Raw genomic sequence first — 18,219 nt, 5'->3', positions numbered from 1 at the left:
GCCGGTGGGTGGGGTCAGATCCCCCGGTAGCGCCGGGCCATGCCCGGCGAGCGCGCAGCGCGGCATTGCTGGCCGCCAAAAAAACCGCCGGGCATGGCCCGGCGCTATCACCGGAGGCCTGCCCGCCGAGGCGGGCAGGCGCATCCCTTATTTCTTGACCGGGTTGCCTTCGGCGTCGATCACCGTCACCTCACCCAGATTCAGCGCACGCACCGCCGCTTCAGTCTGCTTGAGGTCACCCACCACCACCCAGGTCAGTGCCTGCGGCTTGATCTCGGCGGCGGCCTGCTGCACCTGCGCCGGAGTCATTGCCTCGATCTCGGCCTTGCGACGCAGCACGTAGTCATCCGGACGCTTGAACTGCACGATCGAGCCGATGCTTGCGGCCACCGCGCTGGCGGTCTCGTAGGCACCAGGCAGGCTCAGGGTCTGGATGTTGCGGATGCGGTTGACCTCGCCGGCGGTGGCCGGCTTGCTGCCATCGGCGAACGCGGCGATTTCCTTGCGCATTTCCGCCAGCGCCGGGCCGGTCTTGTCGATCTGCACCGGTGCGCTGGCCATCCACGGCCGCTGGCCCACCGAGTTGCTCGCACTGCTGCGCGCACCGTATGACCAGTGCTTGTCCTCGCGCAGGTTCATGTTCAGGCGCGAGGTGAAGTCGCCACCGATCACGCCGTTGGCGATATCGAAGCGGGTCGAGCTGGCGGCGCTGGACGGCGGCACCACTTGGCCGGCGAACAGATTGGCCTGCACTGCACCCGGCTGGTCGATCAGGAACACGCGCGGGCCCTTCGGCAGCGCCACATCCGTGGCCGCCTTCACCTGCGGCGCTTCGCCGGTCGCCTTCCAGTCGGCCAGCTGCTTGTCCAGCAGCGGCACGATCTCGGCCAGGGTGGTGTCACCGACCACGATCAGGGTGCCGTTCTGCGGGCGCAGCCAATCCTGGTGGAAGTCGACCAGGTCTTCGCGGGTCAGGCCATTGATCGCCGCCTCGTCACCGCTGCCGGTAAACGGAATGGCATACGGGTGGCCCTTGCCGTACAGCAGCGGCGGCAGCACGCGCATCGCCACCGCACCCGGGTTGACCTTCTCCTGCTGGATGCCGGCGATCCAGGTCGCCTTGACCCGGTCGATCTCGCCCTGCTCGAAGCGCGGCTCACGCAGCAGGTCGCGGTACAGCGCCAGCGACGGTGCCAGGTTTTCCTTCAGTGCCGACAGGTCCACGCTCATCGAGTCCAGGCCGGCCGAGGCATCCAGGCTGGCGCCCAGCGCATCGGCAGCATCGGCGAAGGCCAGCGAGCCGAGCTTGCCGGCACCTTCGGTCATCAGGCTCATGGTGAAGTTGGCGGTACCCGGCTTGCGGCCCTGGTCGGCGCTGAAGCCGCCCGGGAACTGGTAGCTGAACTGCACCACCGGAATCTCATGGCGTTCGGCCAGGATCACCTGGGTGCCATTCTTCAGCGTGGCGCGCTGCAACGCCGGGAACTTCAGCTGCGGGAATTCGCGGGTCTGCGGCACACCGGCCTTGCGGTCCACCTGTTCGGGCAGGGTGCTGTACTTCGGGTCCACCGCCGGTACGTTGAACGGCTTCGGTGCCTGGCTGGGATCTTCCTTCAGCGCCACGCGCTCACCCGGTGCGATCACCAGGGTGTGGCTGCCCTTGTCCAGCCACTGTGCGCCCAGGCGGCTGAGGTCGGCGGCACTGGCCTTGTCGATGTTGGCCAGCGAGGTACGGAAGCAGCCCGGGTCGCCGGTGAACACCGCGCACTCGGCCAGCGCATCGGCCTTGCCGCCGAAGCCACCAATGCGCTCGATGCCACGGATGAAGCCGGCGCGGGCACCGGTCTTGGCGCGCTCCAGCTCGGCCGCGGTCGGGCCCTGCTTGATCAGGCGATCCAGTTCCTCGTCGATGATCTTCTCGACCTTGGCCGGGTCCTGGCCCTGCTTCACGGTCGCCACGATCACGAAGTTGGAGCCCAGCTGCGAGGCCGACAGGCCCGAGCCGATGCTGTCCACCAGCTTGTCCTGGTGCTGCAGGCGCTGGCTCAGGCGCGAGGACTTGGCACCGCCCAGCACTTCGGCGAACAGCTGCAGCTGATCGATGTCGGTGGTGCCGACCTGCGGCACGTTCCAGGCACGGTAGATGCGCGCCTGCGGCACCTTGTCGGTCATCGTCTCGCGGGTATCGGCGCTGCGCTTGGCCACGTTCACCGCCGGCTGCGCCATGCTCGGGCCGGCCGGGATGCTGCCGAAGTACCTGGCGGCCTTTTCCTTGGCGGTGGCCAGGTCGATGTCACCGGCCAGCACCAGCACCGCGTTGTTCGGGCCGTACCAGGTGCGGAACCAGGTCTTCACGTCGTCCAGCGAAGCGGCGTTGAGATCGTTCATCGAACCGATCACACCGTGGTGGTACGGATGGCCGACCGGGTACAGCGCCTTGTTGAGCTGATCCCAGGCCTGGCCATAGGGCTGGTTCTCGCCCTGGCGCTTCTCGTTCTGCACCACGCCACGCTGCTCGTCCAGCGCGGCCTGGTCGATCGCACCGACCAGGTGGCCCATGCGGTCCGACTCCATCCACAGCGCCATGTCCAGCGCGGTGGTCGGCACGTTCTCGAAGTAGTTGGTGCGGTCGGTGTTGGTGGTGCCGTTCTGGCCGGTGGCACCCACCTGCTTGAAGGGCTCGAAGTACTCGCCGTCGTGGTTTTCGCTGCTCTGGAACATCAAATGTTCGAACAGGTGCGCGAAGCCGGTGCGGCCGGCCGGCTCGTCCTTGCTGCCGACGTGGTACCAGACGTTGACCGCGACGATCGGCGCCTTGCGATCGGTATGCACGATCACGCGCAGGCCATTGGGCAGGGTGAACTGCTCAAACGGGATATCGACCTTGGCCGGTGCCGCCGGCTTGGCGGCAAGCGCGGAGGTGGGCGCAAGCGTGCCCAGGGCGGTGCTGAGGGCGACGGCCAGCAGTGCAGCGCGCGGGCGAAGGGCGAGAGACATATCCAGATCCTTGGTCACATAGGTGAACCCCGATCCTAGCCTGCGCACGCAGCGGCAGGAATCGGTCGCCAGTCACTGGGGGTGTTTGCCCCTGTGCGCCATCCGCGGCCCCTCACGGCCGTGTCCTGGGCGGTCACATGCACCGGCAGCCATCGTCCGGACAGTGTCCGCAGCGCGTCGAATGGACAGGTGTCCGCCCAGCGGACACTTTCTGACCGGCAAAAACCCTTTCAAATCAATGATTAAAAGTTGGCACGGGGATTGCTTGGCATTCCCTGCGCCAGGAAGGGCTTCAGACGAAAGCTGACTGAAGACTGAACAAAAGAAGGAAAGCGAAAATTTTCCTTGCAAGCCCAGAATCGGTGTACTACCTTACTACCACACCACTGCTCACCAACACCAAACAGGCCCCGTCATGAACGCCAAGACCATTGCCATCGCCATCGCCCTGATCGCCGGCACCGCGGTTGTTTCGTCGGTGCAGGCCTCCGAATCCATCAAGACCCTGTCCACCGTGCAGGTTCGCCCGGCCGCCGACCAGCTGGCCCAGCAGGCCTGGGAACAGGCCAGCGGCATCCCGACCCTGGCCACGGTGGAAGTTCGCCCGAGCAGCGACCAGCTGGCCGAGCGCAACGGCTACGTCGCCGCCCCGGTTGCTGCCGCGATGCCGATCACCACCCTGGCCTCGGTGGAAGTTCGCCCGAGCCTGGAGCAGCGTGTCGCCCTGGTCGCCGAGCAGGAAGCCCAGCGCTATGCCGCCACCCTGGCTGCTGCTGCCACCAGCGTCGCCAACCAGGTCATCACCAACCTGCCGGCAATGCAGGTTCGCCCGAGCGCCGCCGACCTGCAGGCCCTGGCCACCGAAACCGCCCAGGTCCTGCTGCGCCCGTAACCGGTGCCGCCCTGCCCCGTGCAGGGCGTGCGCCGTAAAGGCGGCGGTCGTCGCAGGTACACTGCGCCGATGAATGCCGCGCCCCAGTTCCATGTGATCCTGTTCCAACCGGAAATCCCGCCCAACACGGGCAATGTGATCCGGCTCTGCGCCAACACCGGCGCGCAGCTGCACCTGGTCGAGCCACTCGGCTTCGCACTGGAAGACAAGCAGCTCAAGCGCGCCGGCCTGGACTACCACGAGTACTCACGCCTGCAGGTGCATCCTGACCTGGACACGGCGCTGGCGCGTATCGCACCCAAACGATTGTTCGCACTCAGTACCCGGGCCAGCGTCCGCTATGACAGCGTGGCCTTCGATGACGGAGATGCGTTCCTGTTCGGCCCGGAAAGCCGCGGCCTGCCGCAGGACGTGCTCGATGCATTGCCGGATGGCCACCGCCTGCGCCTGCCGATGCGGCCGGACAACCGCAGCCTCAATCTTTCCAACACCGTTGCAGTGGTGATGTACGAGGCCTGGCGGCAGCATGGGTTTGCCGGCGGCCAGTAGATCCACGCCCCGCGCGGATGTTCTTCGCGCGCAGCGTCGAAGCCGCTCAGTCCACCGCCTCCAGCAGCTGCGCGCGCCCCTGCGAGAACGACCAGTCCTCCTCGCTGGTGGTTCCGATGACGATCATCACGTCCTCCGGGCGTATGCCGGGACTGGCTGCCAATCGCTGCACCAGCCGTGCGTAGAACGACTGCTTGCGCGCCGCACTGCGGACGCGCCCGGCGGTGAGGTGGATCAGCACGAATCCCTCGCTGCGCGGTCCGCCCGCGTAATCAGGGTCGAACACCAGTTCGCCTGGATCGCATTGATGGAACACCTGGAAGCAATCGTGCGGCGGAACATCGAATGCCTCTTCCAGGGACTGCTGCAGGCTGCGCGAGAACGCGGCCAGCCAATCACGGGAACGGCCCTTGTGCAGGCTGATGCGTGCGTACGGCATTGAGGTGCTCCTCAGGGGGAAGGGTCGAGCGCGGCGAGCACGGTCGCGGCCGAGAATGCCGCCGGCCAGCCCACATAGAACGCGAGATGGGTGATGACCTCGGCCAGAGCGTCGCGGTCGAGTCCATTGCCAACGGCACGCTGCAGATGCCCCGGCAGCTGTTCGGGGCGGTACAGCGCCACCAGTGCAGCGACGGTCACCAGGCTGCGTTCGCGCGGGGACAGGCCCGGTCGTTGCCAGACGTCGGCAAACAGCACCTGTTCGGTCAGATCGACCAGCTTGGGAACCACGCCGGACAGGGACCGGAGCGTAGTGGGTGTGTCTTGCATGGGGCCGGCCGAAGAAGAGGAAGGGCCACCCTAGCAGCCGCTATCATTCCAATAAATTGGAATATTATTGAGTGTCGATCCCATATATGTGGACATTCCCGGCATGTCGCGATTACATCTGGATCTGGAAGTCCTGCGCAGCTTCGTGACCGGCGTGGAGCTGGGCAGCTTCGCTCTGGCCGCACAGCAGTTGCATCTCTCCACGTCGGCCATCAGCGCCCAGCTCAAGCGATTGCAGGCGCAGATCGGCACGCCACTGCTGGAGAAAACCGGCCGCGGCCTGACGCCCACCGCGCAGGGCGAAGCCCTGCTCAGCTATGCGCGTCGACTGCTGGAATTGAACGACGAAGCCATCCAGGCCGTACGCGGCGCTCCGTTGCAGGGCGCCATCCGGGTCGGACTCGCCGAGGATTTCGGAGCATCGCTGCTGCCCGGCATCCTGTCGCGCTTCGCACAGGCGCACCCGCAGCTGCGCATCGATGCGAGGGTCTGTCGCACGGCGACCTTGATGGAGGCATTGGCCCGCGACACGCTGGATCTGGCACTGGTCTGGGGCGATGACCATGACTGGCCCTATTCCCAGCATCTGTGCCGCCTGCCGCTGCACTGGATCGGCAGCGCCGACCCGGCCCCCGCTGGCGGGCCGGTGTGCCTGGCCACGCTTGAAGCCCCGTGCCTGATGCGCCAACGCGCCTGCGACGCCCTCGACCATGCCGGTCTGGAATGGCGGGAAAGCTTCTCGAGCAGCAGCCTGGCGGCGATCTGGGCAGCGGTGGCTGCCGGGCTTGGGGTCACGGTACGCACCGCTGCCGGAATGCCGGACCACCTGCGGATCCGCCATGACCTGCCGACATTGCCGGCGATCAATCTGTTGCTGTGCTGGAACCAGGCACGCCCCGGCACCGCCGTGCAGCAGCTGGCCGCGATCATCGAAAACGCCGTGCACACCTCGGTGCCGGGGATGGCTCGATCCGCCTGACCACAGGTGGATCTACGCACCCTGTGCCCGTGGATCCACGCCACGCGTCGATGATCGCCTGGCAGATGCCGACCGTGGTCGGCACGGGAGCGCCAACCAGGGGTGGCGACTACCGCCATGCCGGCAGGTCCACGCCATGCGTGGATAGCTGTCAGAACGCGTTGATGCCGGTCAGCTCGCGGCCGATCACCAGCTGGTGCACGGTCTCGGTGCCTTCATAGGTGATCACCGATTCCAGGTTCAGCGCATGCCGGATCGCTACATGCTCGGTGGTGATGCCGGCGCCGCCCAGCAGATCGCGACATTCGCGGGCGATGTCGATCGCCATGCGGCAGTTGTTCCACTTGGCCAGGCTCACCTGCTGTGGCTGCAGCTGGCCGGCTTCCTTCAGGCGTCCGAGCTGCAACGCCAGCAGCTGCGCCATGGTGATGCGGCGTGCCATCTCGGCCAGCTTGATCTGTGCGCTCTGCGTGGCGGCCAGCGGGCGGCCGAACAACACGCGCTCCTTGGCATAGCCCAGCGCTTCGTCCAGGCAGGCAATGGCCGAACCGATCGGCCCCCAGCTGATGCCGAAACGCGCCTGGGTCAGGCAACCCAGCGGTCCCTTCAGGCCCTTCACGTTGGGCAGGCGATGGCTGTCGGGCACGCGCACGTCGTCGAAGAACAGCGCACCGGTCAGCGACGCACGCAGGCTCATCTTGTGCTTGATCTCCTGCGTGGTGAACCCCGGCATGCCCTTTTCCAGCACGAAGCCCTGGATGCCGTCCTCGGTCTGCGCCCAGACGATGGCCAGGTCGGCCACCGGGCCGCTGGTGATCCACATCTTGCTGCCGTTGATGCGCCAGTCGTCGCCATCGCGCACCGCGCGGGTCTTCATGCTGGCCGGATCGGAACCGCCATGCGCCTCGGTCAGGCCGAAGCAGCCGATCAGCTCACCGCGCGCCATCGCCGGCAGCCACTGCCGGCGCTGTTCTTCACTGCCGTAGGCGTAGATCGGGTACATGCACAGTGAGCTCTGCACCGACACGAAACTACGCAGGCCTGAGTCGCCGCGTTCCAGCTCCTGGCAGATCAGGCCGTAACTGACCGCGCCGAGGTCGCCACCGCCGTATTCGCCGGGCAGGGTCGCACCGAGCAGGCCCAAGGAGGCGATCTCAGGCACCAGTTCCGACGGGAAGCGCGCCTGGTCGAAGGCATCGCCGATGATCGGCAGCACGCGCTCGTCGGTGAAGCGGGCCACGCTCTCCTGCACCGCGCGCTCTTCCTCGCTGAGCAGGGAACGGACATCGAACAGGTCGTACGGATCCAAAGCCATGGCACTCACACGCAGTCGGGACCCGGACATTGTCGGTCATCCGCAAGCATCACGTCTGGCAGGTGTGGACCTTGGTCCACACGGAAGCGGGTCCGGGCGGTGAAACACTGTGCCAACCAAGGTTGGCACCTACCCGGACACGCGCATTACGCTGCACTGCAACAATCATGGCGTGAACATCGGCGATCTAGCTGGATCCGGCGCAGCCCGGTACCCTGACAACATTCAAACAACCGTTTCGCCGTGGCCGCACGCGCGATTCCCAGGCAACCGCCGGTGGCCCCGATGCCGGCACTACCCACGAGTCATGCAATCGATGAGCGCTGAAGCCAACGCCCTGCCCCCGCGTGAAGTAATGGAATTCGACGTGGTGATCGTCGGCGCCGGCCCCGCCGGCCTGGCCACCGCGATCCGCCTGCGCCAGCGCGCGATCGAAGCCGGTCGCGAGCTGTCGGTGTGCGTGCTGGAGAAAGGCTCCGAGCCGGGCGCGCACGTGCTGTCCGGTGCGGTGATGGACCCGCGCGCGCTGACCGAACTGTTCCCGGACTGGGCCGAGCGCGGCGCACCGCTGAAGCAGAAGGTCACCCGCGACGAATTCCTGTTCCTCAGCGAAACCGGCGCACGCAGCACGCCCAACGCGCTGCTGCCCGAGTGCTTCCACAACGAAGGCAACTACATCATCAGCCTGGGTGAGGTCACCCGCTGGCTGGCCCAGCAGGCCGAGGCGCTGGAAGTGGCGATCTTCCCCGGCTTCGCCGCCGCCGAGGTGCTGTACGGCGACGACGGCGCTGTCATCGGCGTGGCCACCGGCGACATGGGCATCGAGAAGGACGGCACGCGCGGCCCCGCGTTCGAACGCGGCATGGCCCTGCAGGCAAAGTACACCGTGTTCGCCGAAGGCGCGCGCGGTCATCTCGGCCGCCAGCTGATCGGCCGTTTCAAGCTGGATGACGGCAAGGACCCGCAGGCCTACGGCATCGGCATCAAGGAACTGTGGCAGATCGATCCGGCCAAGCATGAGCCGGGCCTGGTCGTGCACGCCGCTGGCTGGCCGCTGGACAGCGACACCTACGGCGGTGCCTTCCTGTACCACGCCGACGGCGGCAAGGTCGCCATCGGCTACGTGGTCGGCCTGGACTACAAGAACCCGTGGCTGAGCCCGTTCGAAGAGTTCCAGCGCTTCAAGACCCACCCGTCCATCCGCAAGCATCTGGAAGGCGGCACTCGCATCGGTTACGGCGCGCGCGCGATCACCGCCGGCGGCCTGATGTCGCTGCCGAAGACGGTGTTCCCGGGTGGCGCGCTGGTCGGCTGCGAGGCGGGCTTCCTCAACGTCAGCCGCATCAAGGGCAGCCACGCCGCGATCAAGACCGGCATGCTGTGCGCCGATGCCGCCTTCGACGCGCTGGCCGCCGATCGCCAGCACGATGAACTGAGCGCCTATCCGGCTGCCTTTGAAACCAGCTGGCTGCATGACGAGCTGAAGCTGTCGAAGAACTTCAAGCAGTGGTTCAAGAAGGGCCAGACCGTGGCCACGCTGATGACCGGCATCGAGCAGTGGCTGCTGCCGAAGCTGGGCGTGCGCAACCCGCCGTGGACGCTGCGCCACAGCATCCCGGACCACGCCTGCCTGGAGCCGGCATCCAAGCACACCCGCATCGCCTACCCCAAGCCCGATGGCGTGCTGACCTTCGATCGCCTCAGCTCGGTGTTCCTGAGCAGCACCAACCATGCCGAAGACCAGCCCAGTCACCTGACGCTGAAGGACGCCAGCATTCCGGTGAAGGTGAACCTGACCGAGTATGCCGGCCCGGAAGCGCGCTACTGCCCGGCCGGCGTGTACGAATTCGTCGGTGAAGGCAACGACGCGCGGCTGCAGATCAATGCGCAGAACTGCGTGCACTGCAAGACCTGCGACATCAAGGACCCCACCCAGAACATCGTCTGGGTGACCCCGCAGGGCGGTGGCGGCCCGAACTACTCGGGCATGTGATCGCCACGGGCTGCGACTGCGTGTCGCAGCCCACCTGCCCCGTTGCATCGCTATCCTGCCCGCCCATGCGTGCTGCCTGCCTGCTCATCGCCGTCGTCGTGGCCCTTGCGGCCACGGCCTGTCAGCGCCCGCCGTCAGCCCCCGCCACGCCCGAACAGGCGCGCCAGCAGGCCATGCAGCGCGCGTTTGAACTTTGTGCGGGCTGCCACACCGTACAACCCGGCGGCATCCATCGCTTCGGGCCGAACCTGCATGGAGTGCTCGGTCGCCGTGCCGGCAGCCTGCCCGATTACGGCTACTCCGACGGCATGCGCCGCGCCGACATCACCTGGAGCGCGCAGACCCTGGATGCCTTCCTGCAGTCGCCCACCCACGTGGTGCCGGGTACGCGCATGTACAACGCCTTCCCCAGTGCCGAACGCCGTGCGCTGGTGATCGCCTACCTGCAGCAGCAGTCGACTCAGTGAGCCAGGCGCTGCAGTTGCTGCTGCAGCCGCGCCACGAATTCGGCCACGCTTGCGAACACCGCCGCCGGATCGGTCTCGGCCGCATCCTGCAGGCGCTCCACCAGCGTATTGGCCTGCCCGGCCAGCACCGTCGCACCTATTGCGCCCAGGCCACCGGCCTGCCGGTGCAGGTGCAGCGCGGCCGCCTCTCGATCTCCGGCCTGCAGCGCGCGCTGCACGGCGGCAAGATCGCCTTCGCTGGCCTGCAGCAGGCTGTCGCGCAGCTGGATCGCCACCGCGCGTGAGCCGAAGCGCTGCTGCAACGTGGACAGATCCGGCAGCGCCATGCCGTCGTCGGCAACCACCTCCGTCACCGGTTCGGCGAACGACTGGCCCTGTGCCTGCGGCAACCAACGCAGCAGCGCCGCGCGCAACGTGGCCAGTGACAGCGGCTTGGCCAGTACCTCGTCCATGCCGGCCTCGCGGCAACGGCGCGCATCGTCGTCCAGCACGCTGGCGGTCAGCGCCAGCACGGTCAGGCGCGGCTGGCCATTGCGGCCCTCGCGCTCGCGCAGCAGCCGGGTGAAGCCGAAGCCATCGAGCACCGGCATCCGGCAATCGGTGATCACCAGGTCGAAGCTTTCCGACAACAGCCGATCCAGCCCCTGCTGGCCATCACCGACCATCACGTGCGGCACGCCCAGCTGCTGCAGGCGCCAGGCCATCATCGCCTGGTTGGTCGGGTGGTCCTCGATCACCAGCACCCGCGCCTGGCGCAGCGCCGGGGGCAGCAGCGAGGCCTGTTCCTGCTCGGCCACCAGCGCTTCAACATCACCGCTGCCGGCCTCCACCAGCGACAACCGCACTTCGGCGCGGGTGCCTTCGCCCAGCGTGCTGTGCAGGGCCAGTTCGCCGTCCATCATCTGCACCAGGCGCTGGCTGATGCTCAGGCCAAGGCCGGTGCCACCATGGTCGCGCTGGATGTAGGCACCGGCCTGGGTGAACGGCGCGAACAGATGCTGCAGCTGCTCCGGTGCGATGCCCATGCCGGTGTCGGTCACGCTCAGGCACAGCGGCTGGCTGCCATCCTCGGCGGTAGGCCCCAGCACCTCCAGCTGCAGCCGCACTTCGCCGCGCGCCGTGAACTTGATGGCGTTGCTGAGCAGGTTGAACACGATCTGGCGCAGGCGCACGCCATCCACTTCGTGTGCCGGTGCCAGCTGTGGATCGATCTCCACCAGCAACGCCAGCCCGCGTGCACTGGCCTGCGCCGACAACAACCGGCATACGCTTTCCAGCAGCGGCCGCAGCGGTTGCGGTACCGGCTCCAGGCGCAGCGCACCGGCCTCCAACCGCGAGTAATCAAGAATGTCATCCAGGATCTGCCGCAGCATCTGCGCCGAATCCTCGATCACGCCGAGGATGCGCTGCTGCTCGGCATCCAGCGGCGAATGCGCCAGTACTTCCAGCATGCCCAGCACTCCACTCATCGGTGTACGGATCTCATGGCTCATCGTGGCCAGGAAGCGTGACTTCGCTTCCGCCGCCTGCTCGGCCTCGGCTTTGGCCGCGGTCAGGGCCTCGGCCTGCGCACGTGCCTCGCTGACGTCCACCCAGTAGCCACTCCAGGTCACCGCCCCTGCCTCTGCCGCATAGGGTTGGGCCTGGCTGCGCACCCAGCGCGCACCGCCCGCATCGGCACGCAGTCGGAACTCGAGGATCAGCGGCGCGAACTGGCGTGCGGCCTGCTCGACCGCCTGCAGGATGCGTTCGCGATCCTCCTCCTCGATGCGTTCCAGCAGCAGTTTCGCGTCCTGCTCGGCCTGCTGCCGGGTGATGCCGAACAGCGCCTGCAGGTCGCCGGCAATGAACGGAAAACCGAGAGTGCCATCGGCATCGCGCCGTGCCTGGTAGACCACGGCGGGAAGGTTGTCGGTGACCTCGGCCAGGCGCTGCTCCAGATGACGCCGCCCGGCCACCTCGCGACGCAGGCGCCAGTACCCGATGCCGTGCACCAGCAGGGCAGTCAGCAATACCAGCAGTAGTGGCAGGCCCCAGCGCAGCGCGTGCCTCCAGTCGATGCCATTGCGGTACTCCACCGCCAGCCAGTCGCCACGCAACGCTTCACGCTTGCGCGGCGTCATCTGCAGCAGCAGGCGGTCGAAGGTGGTGGCCAGGGCCGCATGGCGGCGTTCCACGGCCAGCACCAGCTGGTCGTTGAAGCCGGCCGGGGCGGCCACCTGCAGGCGCCCCGGGAAGCTGCTGCGCAGCAGGTGATCGACCAGTGCCAGGTTGCCCACGTAGGCATCGGCTTCACCAGCGGCAAGACGCTGCAGCGCCTGCTCGGCACTGCGCGCGGCGATGATCCGTGCGCTGGGGGCCTGCTGCAGCACGTAGCCGCGTATGCGCTCGGGATCGGACAGCAGCACGCGCTTGCCCTGCAGGTCCGACAGGCCCAGCAGCGCCGGGCTGTCGACGCGGCTGACGATCACGTTCGGCACGCTGATGAAGGGCTGGCTGAACACCCAGTCCGGCCCCAGATAGCGCGAATCGGCAGGAATGCCCATCACCGCCTGCAGCTCGCCGCGGCGCGCCTTCTCGCGCACCTCATACCAGTCGTGGCTGTTCTCCGGCTGAAGATTGGCACCGGCCTGCAGCAGCCGTCGCAGATACTCGCTGGCCAGGCCACTGGGCTTGCCTTCCTTGTCGGCGAACGACAACGGCGCCGCGTTCGGCGCGAAGCCGATCTTCAGCGGCTGCTCCAGCACCCGCTTCTCGGCCTGACTCAGCGCCAGCCGTGCCGATGCCGACCACTGTGGCAACGGCAGCCAGCGTTGCACCAGCGCATCACGCTGCGCCTGGCTGGTCGCAGCCAGAGCCAGATCCAGTGCTTCGGCCAGTGGCTGCTTGCTGTTGGGTATGCCGAAGTGCAGTTGCTCGGGCGGCAGGTCACTGGGGCGCAGCAGCACCACGCCCTGCAGGCGCTGGCTGGCGATCAGCTCGGTGGCGACATAGGCATTGCCGATGTAAACGTCAGCTTTGTCGTCTCTGACCATCTGCAGCGCCGTAAGCGAGCTGTTTGCGACAAGCTGTCGTGCCCGGGGAAAGCGCGCCCGCACCTGCGGGCCGGTCAGGAAGTCCTGCTCGATCACCACCCGCAGCCCATCCAGGTCGGGGATGTCGGAGGCACGCAGGTCATCCGGGCGTCCCACCAGGGCCAGCGGTGCCTCGCCATAGGCGGCGGTGTAGACCATGCAGCGGGTGCGGTCGGCACTGAGACCGACATTCATCACTACATCGATCTCGCCACGACATGCCGCATCCAGCACGGATGTCCAGTCTGGATAGCGCCGTGCCTCGACCTTCACGCCCAGCTGACGGGCGAGAAGCGACAGATAATCCGGCCCCAGGCCGACCTGCTGGCCATCACGGAGGGACTCGAACGGCGGCCAGCCGCTGTCATACTGGCCCACGACGATGCTTGGATGCGCGGCCAGGTACTCGCGCTGCAGGGGAGTGAGCGGCAGCAGTCCTGGCACGGCCTGTACCGGTGCGGCAGGCAGCACCAGCACGGCCAGCAGCAGGACCAGCCCGCGAACAGCCCAGCTACGCATCGGCGTCGATCTCCTAGAATCCTGCCAGGAACCGCGATGGTCGCGGTCCGGCGTGCCCGGTGGCCATACTAGAGCATGAGCTTGCGCATCATCATCGCAGACGACCACCCGGTGGTCCGTATCGGTACCCGTGCCGTCATCGAATCGAGCGGGGTGGGCCGCGTGGTCGGCGAAGCCGACAGCGCGCAGGCGCTGATGACCCTGCTCGGCAGCCAACCCTGCGACCTGCTGGTCACCGACTACTCGATGCCGGGCAGTCCCCAGGCCGACGGCTTCGCCATGATCGGCATGATCCGCCGCCGCCATCCCGACCTGCCGGTACTCATGCTCAGCGTCTCCAACAACCTGGCGATCCTGCGCATGGTGCTCGACAGCGGCGTGCTCGGCCTGGTCGACAAGAGCTCGTCGATGGACGAACTGCCGCAGGCCATCCAGGCGGTCTATCGCGGCCAGCCCTATATCAGCCGCAGCCTGCGCGAACGGGTCGAGGCCGCCGGCAGCTGGCGCATGCGCGAGGGCGACGGCAAGCCACTGTCGCCGCGCGAGGTGGAGGTGCTGCGGCTGCTGGGCACTGGCATGACGGTGAAGGAGATCTCGCTGCAGCTGCACAAGAGCGTCAGCACCATCAGCCGGCAGAAGGGTGACGCCATGCTCAAACTGGGCCTGAAGGGCGACGCCGAGCTGTTCGACTACCTGCGCGACGGCAAGATCTGAGAGCCAGATCGCACAAGAAGGGCATCTGCCACCGCCCTCTTTGACCGGCCGCCGATCTGTGCCAAGATGGTCTGGCATGAGTTCTCAATGCGAGGTCGAAGGAATCGACCGGCTCATGTCCTCGCTCCTGTCCCCCGGTGGATGGGGTGCGGTTTCCTGCCGGCCGTCTGGCCCGGCAACGCTGACCATGGAGAGGCGCATGCATCACCCCCCAAAACTACGTTGGACCCTGCCGTTGCCGCCCCTGCGCGCATTCGCGGCGTGCCTGCTCGTCTCTCTTTCCGCTGCCGCCTGCAGCGCCGCCGACCCGGCTCCCTCGTCCTCCCAGCCCGGCGCGCACGCGCAGGCTGCCAATGCGCCCCGACAGGATGTTGCCCCGATGCAGAACACTTCCCCCGATACCGCCGTCACCCCGCCCGACGCGCCGACCGTGATGTATTTCACCTACCAGCAGGACGGCGATGGCGCGACCTCCTATGAGGTCCAGAACGGCAGCGTGGCGACCTTCTGGTTCGGCCATCAGTTCACGCTCGACGGCACCACCTACTACACCGGGTTCTCCTGGGATACCCGCGAGCACTACGGCAAGCCCGGCGAGCAGCAGCCGGCCGGCCCGGATGACCGCGCCAACCTCGCCGAGGCCACCTTCGTGCTGGCCGGCGGCGATGCGAAGAAGCCGTGGAAGTTCCGTGGCCAGGAATGGACCATCGGCGCGCTCGGCGCCTACGACAAGGCCGACGACATCGATACCCGGCGCAAGCCGCTCGAACATCGCACGGCCGATGGCCGCCTGCTGCTGGCAGTGCCGACCAGCAGCTTCGACCGCGGCATCAGCGGCAGCGGCTACGCCCTGCTGCTGTTCAACCCGAAGCGCAGCGAAGACGACGTGGACAGCAAGGTCTGGCGCTATGTGGGTTCGGTGCGCACCGGCGAAGACAACAGCGCCGCCTGCGACGACGGCAACGTGATGCCGTGCACCGACAGCGATGGCGACCTGGCCTTCATTGCCGACGGCAACGGCCTGCCGCAGCTGACCGTGAGCTTCAAGGGCACCACCATCGAAAGCCCGGGCAAGACCCGCGCACTGGGTGCCGGCGACGCCGTGCACTACCGCTTCGACAGCGCGACCCAGCAGTACCTGGCGCGCTGATTCCCACCCGCACACGCGGGTTACCTGTTGACCGACATGTTCTTGACTCACGGATGAGTCCGGTTGGCGATTCGCGGCATCCGCCGCTCCATCAACCCCGAGGAAAACGTCATGGCACAGCATGACTACAGCAGAAAGGAAGTCCTGGACATCGTCGAGCAGGTCGCCAGGCAGAAGGGCATCCCCGTGGATGACTTCATGCGCTTCGCGCACATCGAGACCGGTGGCACCTTCAACGAGCGCGCCCATAACACCTCATCCGGCGCCAAGGGCCTGTTCCAGTTCGTGCCCGGCTCCGCGCGCCAGTACCACCTGACCGGCCACGAGTTCGATCCGACCCGCAACACCGAAGCGGCCGCACAGATGTACCAGGACAACCTGGACTCGATGGCACGCCGCAACGAGCGCACCGGTAATCCCTACCTGTCCGGCGGTGAGGCCCCGACCGGCCTGGACCTGTACCTGGCCCACCAGCAGGGCAGCGCCGGCTATGGCTCGGTACAGACCGCGATTGCCACCGGCACCTTCGGCGTGGTCCGCAACAGCCACGGCGAAGAAATCAACATGCGCCGCAACGTACTCAACCAGATCGGCTCCGACGCGAAGGCGCTGACCGGCCACACGCTGGCCGAGATGCGCGGCATGAACGATGGCGACCTGGCGCGGACGTTCTCCAGCTACTACATCCACAAGTACGCGGCGATCAGCATTCCGGAAAAGAACATCGAACCGCAGGCGGTGGCGCAGGGCCAGGGCCAGACCCCGGCAGCGCCTGCACAGGCCAGCGCAGCCGTGGCGGCGGGTGCAGCCACGCTGGCGGCAACCGCAACGGCGGCTGCCACGCCGAAGCCGGGCATTGAACTGCAGGCCGCCTACGAGGCCGGCGTGAAGTACGACGACGTCAAGTACGCCATCAACATTCCGGGCCACGCGCTGTACGTACCGGGCAAGACCGGCAAGAACGTCGAGCAGGGTTACATCGACTGTTCCGGCTGGGTCGGCACCCTGCAGAACCGGACCATGGACGAGATCAACCAGAAGGCCGGGCACGCGGTGTTCGGCAAAGCTGATCGCATCGACCTGGGCAACCTCGGTTCCGGCGGCATCGTGCGCAAGGCGTTCGACCAGTCCGGCGTGCTGCTTGACCGCGACGCGATCCTCAAGCCCGATGCGTTGAAGGAAGGCATGATCATCGGCCTGGATACGGCCAAGACCCGCCATGAGCACTGGAACGGCATCGACCACATCGTGATGGTCGTGCGCGATCCCAACACCGACAAGCTGCTGATCAGCCAGTCCACCGGCAGCAAGGGTGTGCACACCATGCCGGTCGAGGACTACCTCAAGCAGGTGAAGGACCACCCGAACTGGAAGCTGTACGCCTCCGACCCGCTGTCCAAGGCGCGCGACCTGCTGGAAAACCGCACCCCGTCGCACGAGCAGACCCAGGGCAAGCCTGCGGCCGAGCACAAGGCCGCTGCCACGCCGCACGCCGAACTGTACAAGCAGGGCGCGCACAGCGAGGGCGTGCGCAAGGTGCAGGAGCAGCTGGGCCATCTCGGCTACGTCGGTGCCGACGGCAAGCCGCTGGTCGAGGATGGCCGCTTCGGCCGCAACACCGACGCGGCGGTGCGCCAGCTGCAGAAGGACAACGGCCTGGTCGCCGACGGCATTGTCGGGGCAAAGACGCTGGACGCGATCAGGGACGCCCGCGAGCGACCGCTGCTGAACGACGAACGGCACCCGCGCAATCCGCTGTTCATCCAGGCCAGCAAGGGCTTGGAGCTGATGCCGGCCGGCACCTTCAAGGACCGCCACGCGCTGGAAAGCGCCGCCGCGGCACTGACCAAGGAGGCGCATGCCGCCGGCCTGCAGCGCATCGACTCGGTGGTGCCCAGCCCGAACGGTGAGCGCCTGTTCGCCGTGCAGGGCACCATCGGCGACCCCGCCGCCAACCGCGTGGCGGTGGAGACCCGTGCTGCCAGCGAGCAGAGCCTGGCTCTCAGCAGCGGTGCCGTGCAGGGCGCGCCGAACGTGCTGCACCAGCAGCAGGAGACGCAGCAGGAGCAGGCCCGGCAGGCGCAGAAAGCGATGGGCGTCTAGGCCCGCAGCGCCTTGCAGACCGGGAAAGGGCCACGCCATGCGTGGCCCTTTCCTTATCTGCCAGCTGAGCGGCCGGGGCCGCTTTCAGCCTTGCTTCATGCCGCCTGCCGCTAGATGAATGCGCAAGCCGCACGGTGGACCAGGCAATGTTCCGGCAATGTTGGAACGCCAGCGTGGACATCACGGCAGCCGGGGCGCCCCGCGCTCTCCCTGCCCAGCGTGGCATGCACCTCACAGGAGAACGAACATGCTCAGTACTTCCGCACTCAGCTTCCGTGGTCTGGCGATGGCCCTGGCACTGGTGGCCGGTGTCGCCGTGGTCAGCGATGCCAGCGCGATGTCGAGGAAGGACAAGCGCACCCTGGTCGGCGCCGTGGTCGGTGGCGTGGCCGGCAACCTGCTCTCCAACGGTGATCCCGCTGCCACTGTCGGCGGTGCCGTGGCCGGCGGCGCGATCGGCAACCTGACCACCTCCGACCGCCGCGACCGTCGCTACTACGACAATCGCCGTTACGACGACCGCTACGATCGCCGTTACGACCGTGGTTACTACCGCAGCGGCTACTACGACCGTGGCGACGACCGTCGCTGGCAGCGCGAGCGCTACTACGACAACCGCTACTACCACGACCGCGGTCGCCATCGCGGCTGGTAAGCAGCGCGGCATCCCCCATGCCGATGCACGGACGGGCGGGTCGA

Annotated in this window: 14 protein-coding genes; 9 read left to right on the top strand and 5 right to left on the bottom strand. The window is 67.2% G+C overall.

Annotation, left to right across the window (positions count from 1 at the left end; translation table 11 throughout):
- Positions 1–147: 147 nt before the first annotated feature.
- Positions 148–2,997 carry a M16 family metallopeptidase gene (locus tag AC3ITW_RS00795; protein WP_100435563.1) on the bottom strand — a complete coding sequence of 950 codons (2,850 nt, stop codon included), beginning with the start codon at positions 2,995–2,997 and terminating at the stop codon, positions 148–150.
- Between the two features lie 415 nt (positions 2,998–3,412).
- Between AC3ITW_RS00795 and AC3ITW_RS00790 the strand changes: the two genes are divergently transcribed.
- Entirely contained in the window at positions 3,413–3,889 is a 477-nt protein-coding gene (locus tag AC3ITW_RS00790; protein WP_004135276.1) for an XAC0231 family protein, read from the top strand.
- 69 nt (positions 3,890–3,958) lie between these two features.
- Positions 3,959–4,438, top strand: coding sequence for a tRNA (cytidine(34)-2'-O)-methyltransferase (locus tag AC3ITW_RS00785; protein WP_012509719.1), 480 nt, complete (start codon positions 3,959–3,961; stop codon positions 4,436–4,438).
- Between the two features lie 46 nt (positions 4,439–4,484).
- Here the strand turns inward: AC3ITW_RS00785 and AC3ITW_RS00780 are convergent, their stop codons facing one another.
- Positions 4,485–4,877, bottom strand: a complete 393-nt coding sequence (locus tag AC3ITW_RS00780) for a tautomerase family protein (protein WP_012509718.1) — start codon at positions 4,875–4,877, stop codon at positions 4,485–4,487.
- An 11-nt stretch (positions 4,878–4,888) separates the two neighbouring features.
- The gene (locus AC3ITW_RS00775; protein WP_004135210.1) at positions 4,889–5,206 is read right to left on the bottom strand and encodes a carboxymuconolactone decarboxylase family protein; all 318 of its coding nucleotides are present in this window, start codon (positions 5,204–5,206) and stop codon (positions 4,889–4,891) included.
- 103 nt (positions 5,207–5,309) lie between these two features.
- Between AC3ITW_RS00775 and AC3ITW_RS00770 the strand changes: the two genes are divergently transcribed.
- The gene (locus AC3ITW_RS00770) at positions 5,310–6,185 is read left to right on the top strand and encodes a LysR substrate-binding domain-containing protein (RefSeq protein WP_004135208.1); all 876 of its coding nucleotides are present in this window, start codon (positions 5,310–5,312) and stop codon (positions 6,183–6,185) included.
- A 151-nt stretch (positions 6,186–6,336) separates the two neighbouring features.
- Here the strand turns inward: AC3ITW_RS00770 and AC3ITW_RS00765 are convergent, their stop codons facing one another.
- Positions 6,337–7,500, bottom strand: coding sequence for an acyl-CoA dehydrogenase family protein (locus AC3ITW_RS00765; protein ID WP_041864455.1), 1,164 nt, complete (start codon positions 7,498–7,500; stop codon positions 6,337–6,339).
- A 316-nt stretch (positions 7,501–7,816) separates the two neighbouring features.
- On the opposite strand from AC3ITW_RS00765, the gene AC3ITW_RS00760 reads away from it, so the two are divergent.
- Together AC3ITW_RS00760 and AC3ITW_RS00755 are read left to right on the top strand one after the other, a co-directional pair.
- Positions 7,817–9,493, top strand: a complete 1,677-nt coding sequence (locus tag AC3ITW_RS00760) for an electron transfer flavoprotein-ubiquinone oxidoreductase (protein WP_100435564.1) — start codon at positions 7,817–7,819, stop codon at positions 9,491–9,493.
- Between the two features lie 65 nt (positions 9,494–9,558).
- A complete protein-coding gene (locus tag AC3ITW_RS00755; protein WP_100435565.1) occupies positions 9,559–9,960 on the top strand; it encodes a c-type cytochrome in 402 nt (133 codons plus the stop codon).
- On the opposite strand, the gene AC3ITW_RS00750 is transcribed toward AC3ITW_RS00755, so the two are convergent.
- The gene (locus AC3ITW_RS00750; RefSeq protein ID WP_489389961.1) at positions 9,954–13,553 is read right to left on the bottom strand and encodes an ATP-binding protein; all 3,600 of its coding nucleotides are present in this window, start codon (positions 13,551–13,553) and stop codon (positions 9,954–9,956) included. The genes AC3ITW_RS00755 and AC3ITW_RS00750 overlap by 7 nt on opposite strands.
- 75 nt (positions 13,554–13,628) lie before the next feature.
- On the opposite strand from AC3ITW_RS00750, the gene AC3ITW_RS00745 reads away from it, so the two are divergent.
- The 4 genes from AC3ITW_RS00745 (at position 13,629) to AC3ITW_RS00730 (ending at position 18,175) form a co-directional block, all read left to right on the top strand.
- A complete protein-coding gene (locus tag AC3ITW_RS00745; protein WP_004135047.1) occupies positions 13,629–14,267 on the top strand; it encodes a response regulator in 639 nt (212 codons plus the stop codon).
- Positions 14,268–14,646: 379 nt separating this feature from the next.
- Positions 14,647–15,417 carry a hypothetical protein gene (locus AC3ITW_RS00740; protein WP_041864454.1) on the top strand — a complete coding sequence of 257 codons (771 nt, stop codon included), beginning with the start codon at positions 14,647–14,649 and terminating at the stop codon, positions 15,415–15,417.
- Positions 15,418–15,528: 111 nt separating this feature from the next.
- Positions 15,529–17,520: an XVIPCD domain-containing protein gene (locus AC3ITW_RS00735; RefSeq protein WP_489389960.1), complete on the top strand. Its 1,992-nt coding sequence runs from the start codon at positions 15,529–15,531 to the stop codon at positions 17,518–17,520.
- A gap of 247 nt (positions 17,521–17,767) precedes the next feature.
- Positions 17,768–18,175: a glycine zipper 2TM domain-containing protein gene (locus AC3ITW_RS00730; protein ID WP_005411889.1), complete on the top strand. Its 408-nt coding sequence runs from the start codon at positions 17,768–17,770 to the stop codon at positions 18,173–18,175.
- Positions 18,176–18,219: the final 44 nt, after the last annotated feature.

Source organism: Stenotrophomonas sp. KH_052, assembly GCF_057838755.1.
The sequence above is the reverse complement of the archived record's forward strand: the minus strand, read 5'-3'. Positions and strand labels throughout refer to the sequence as shown.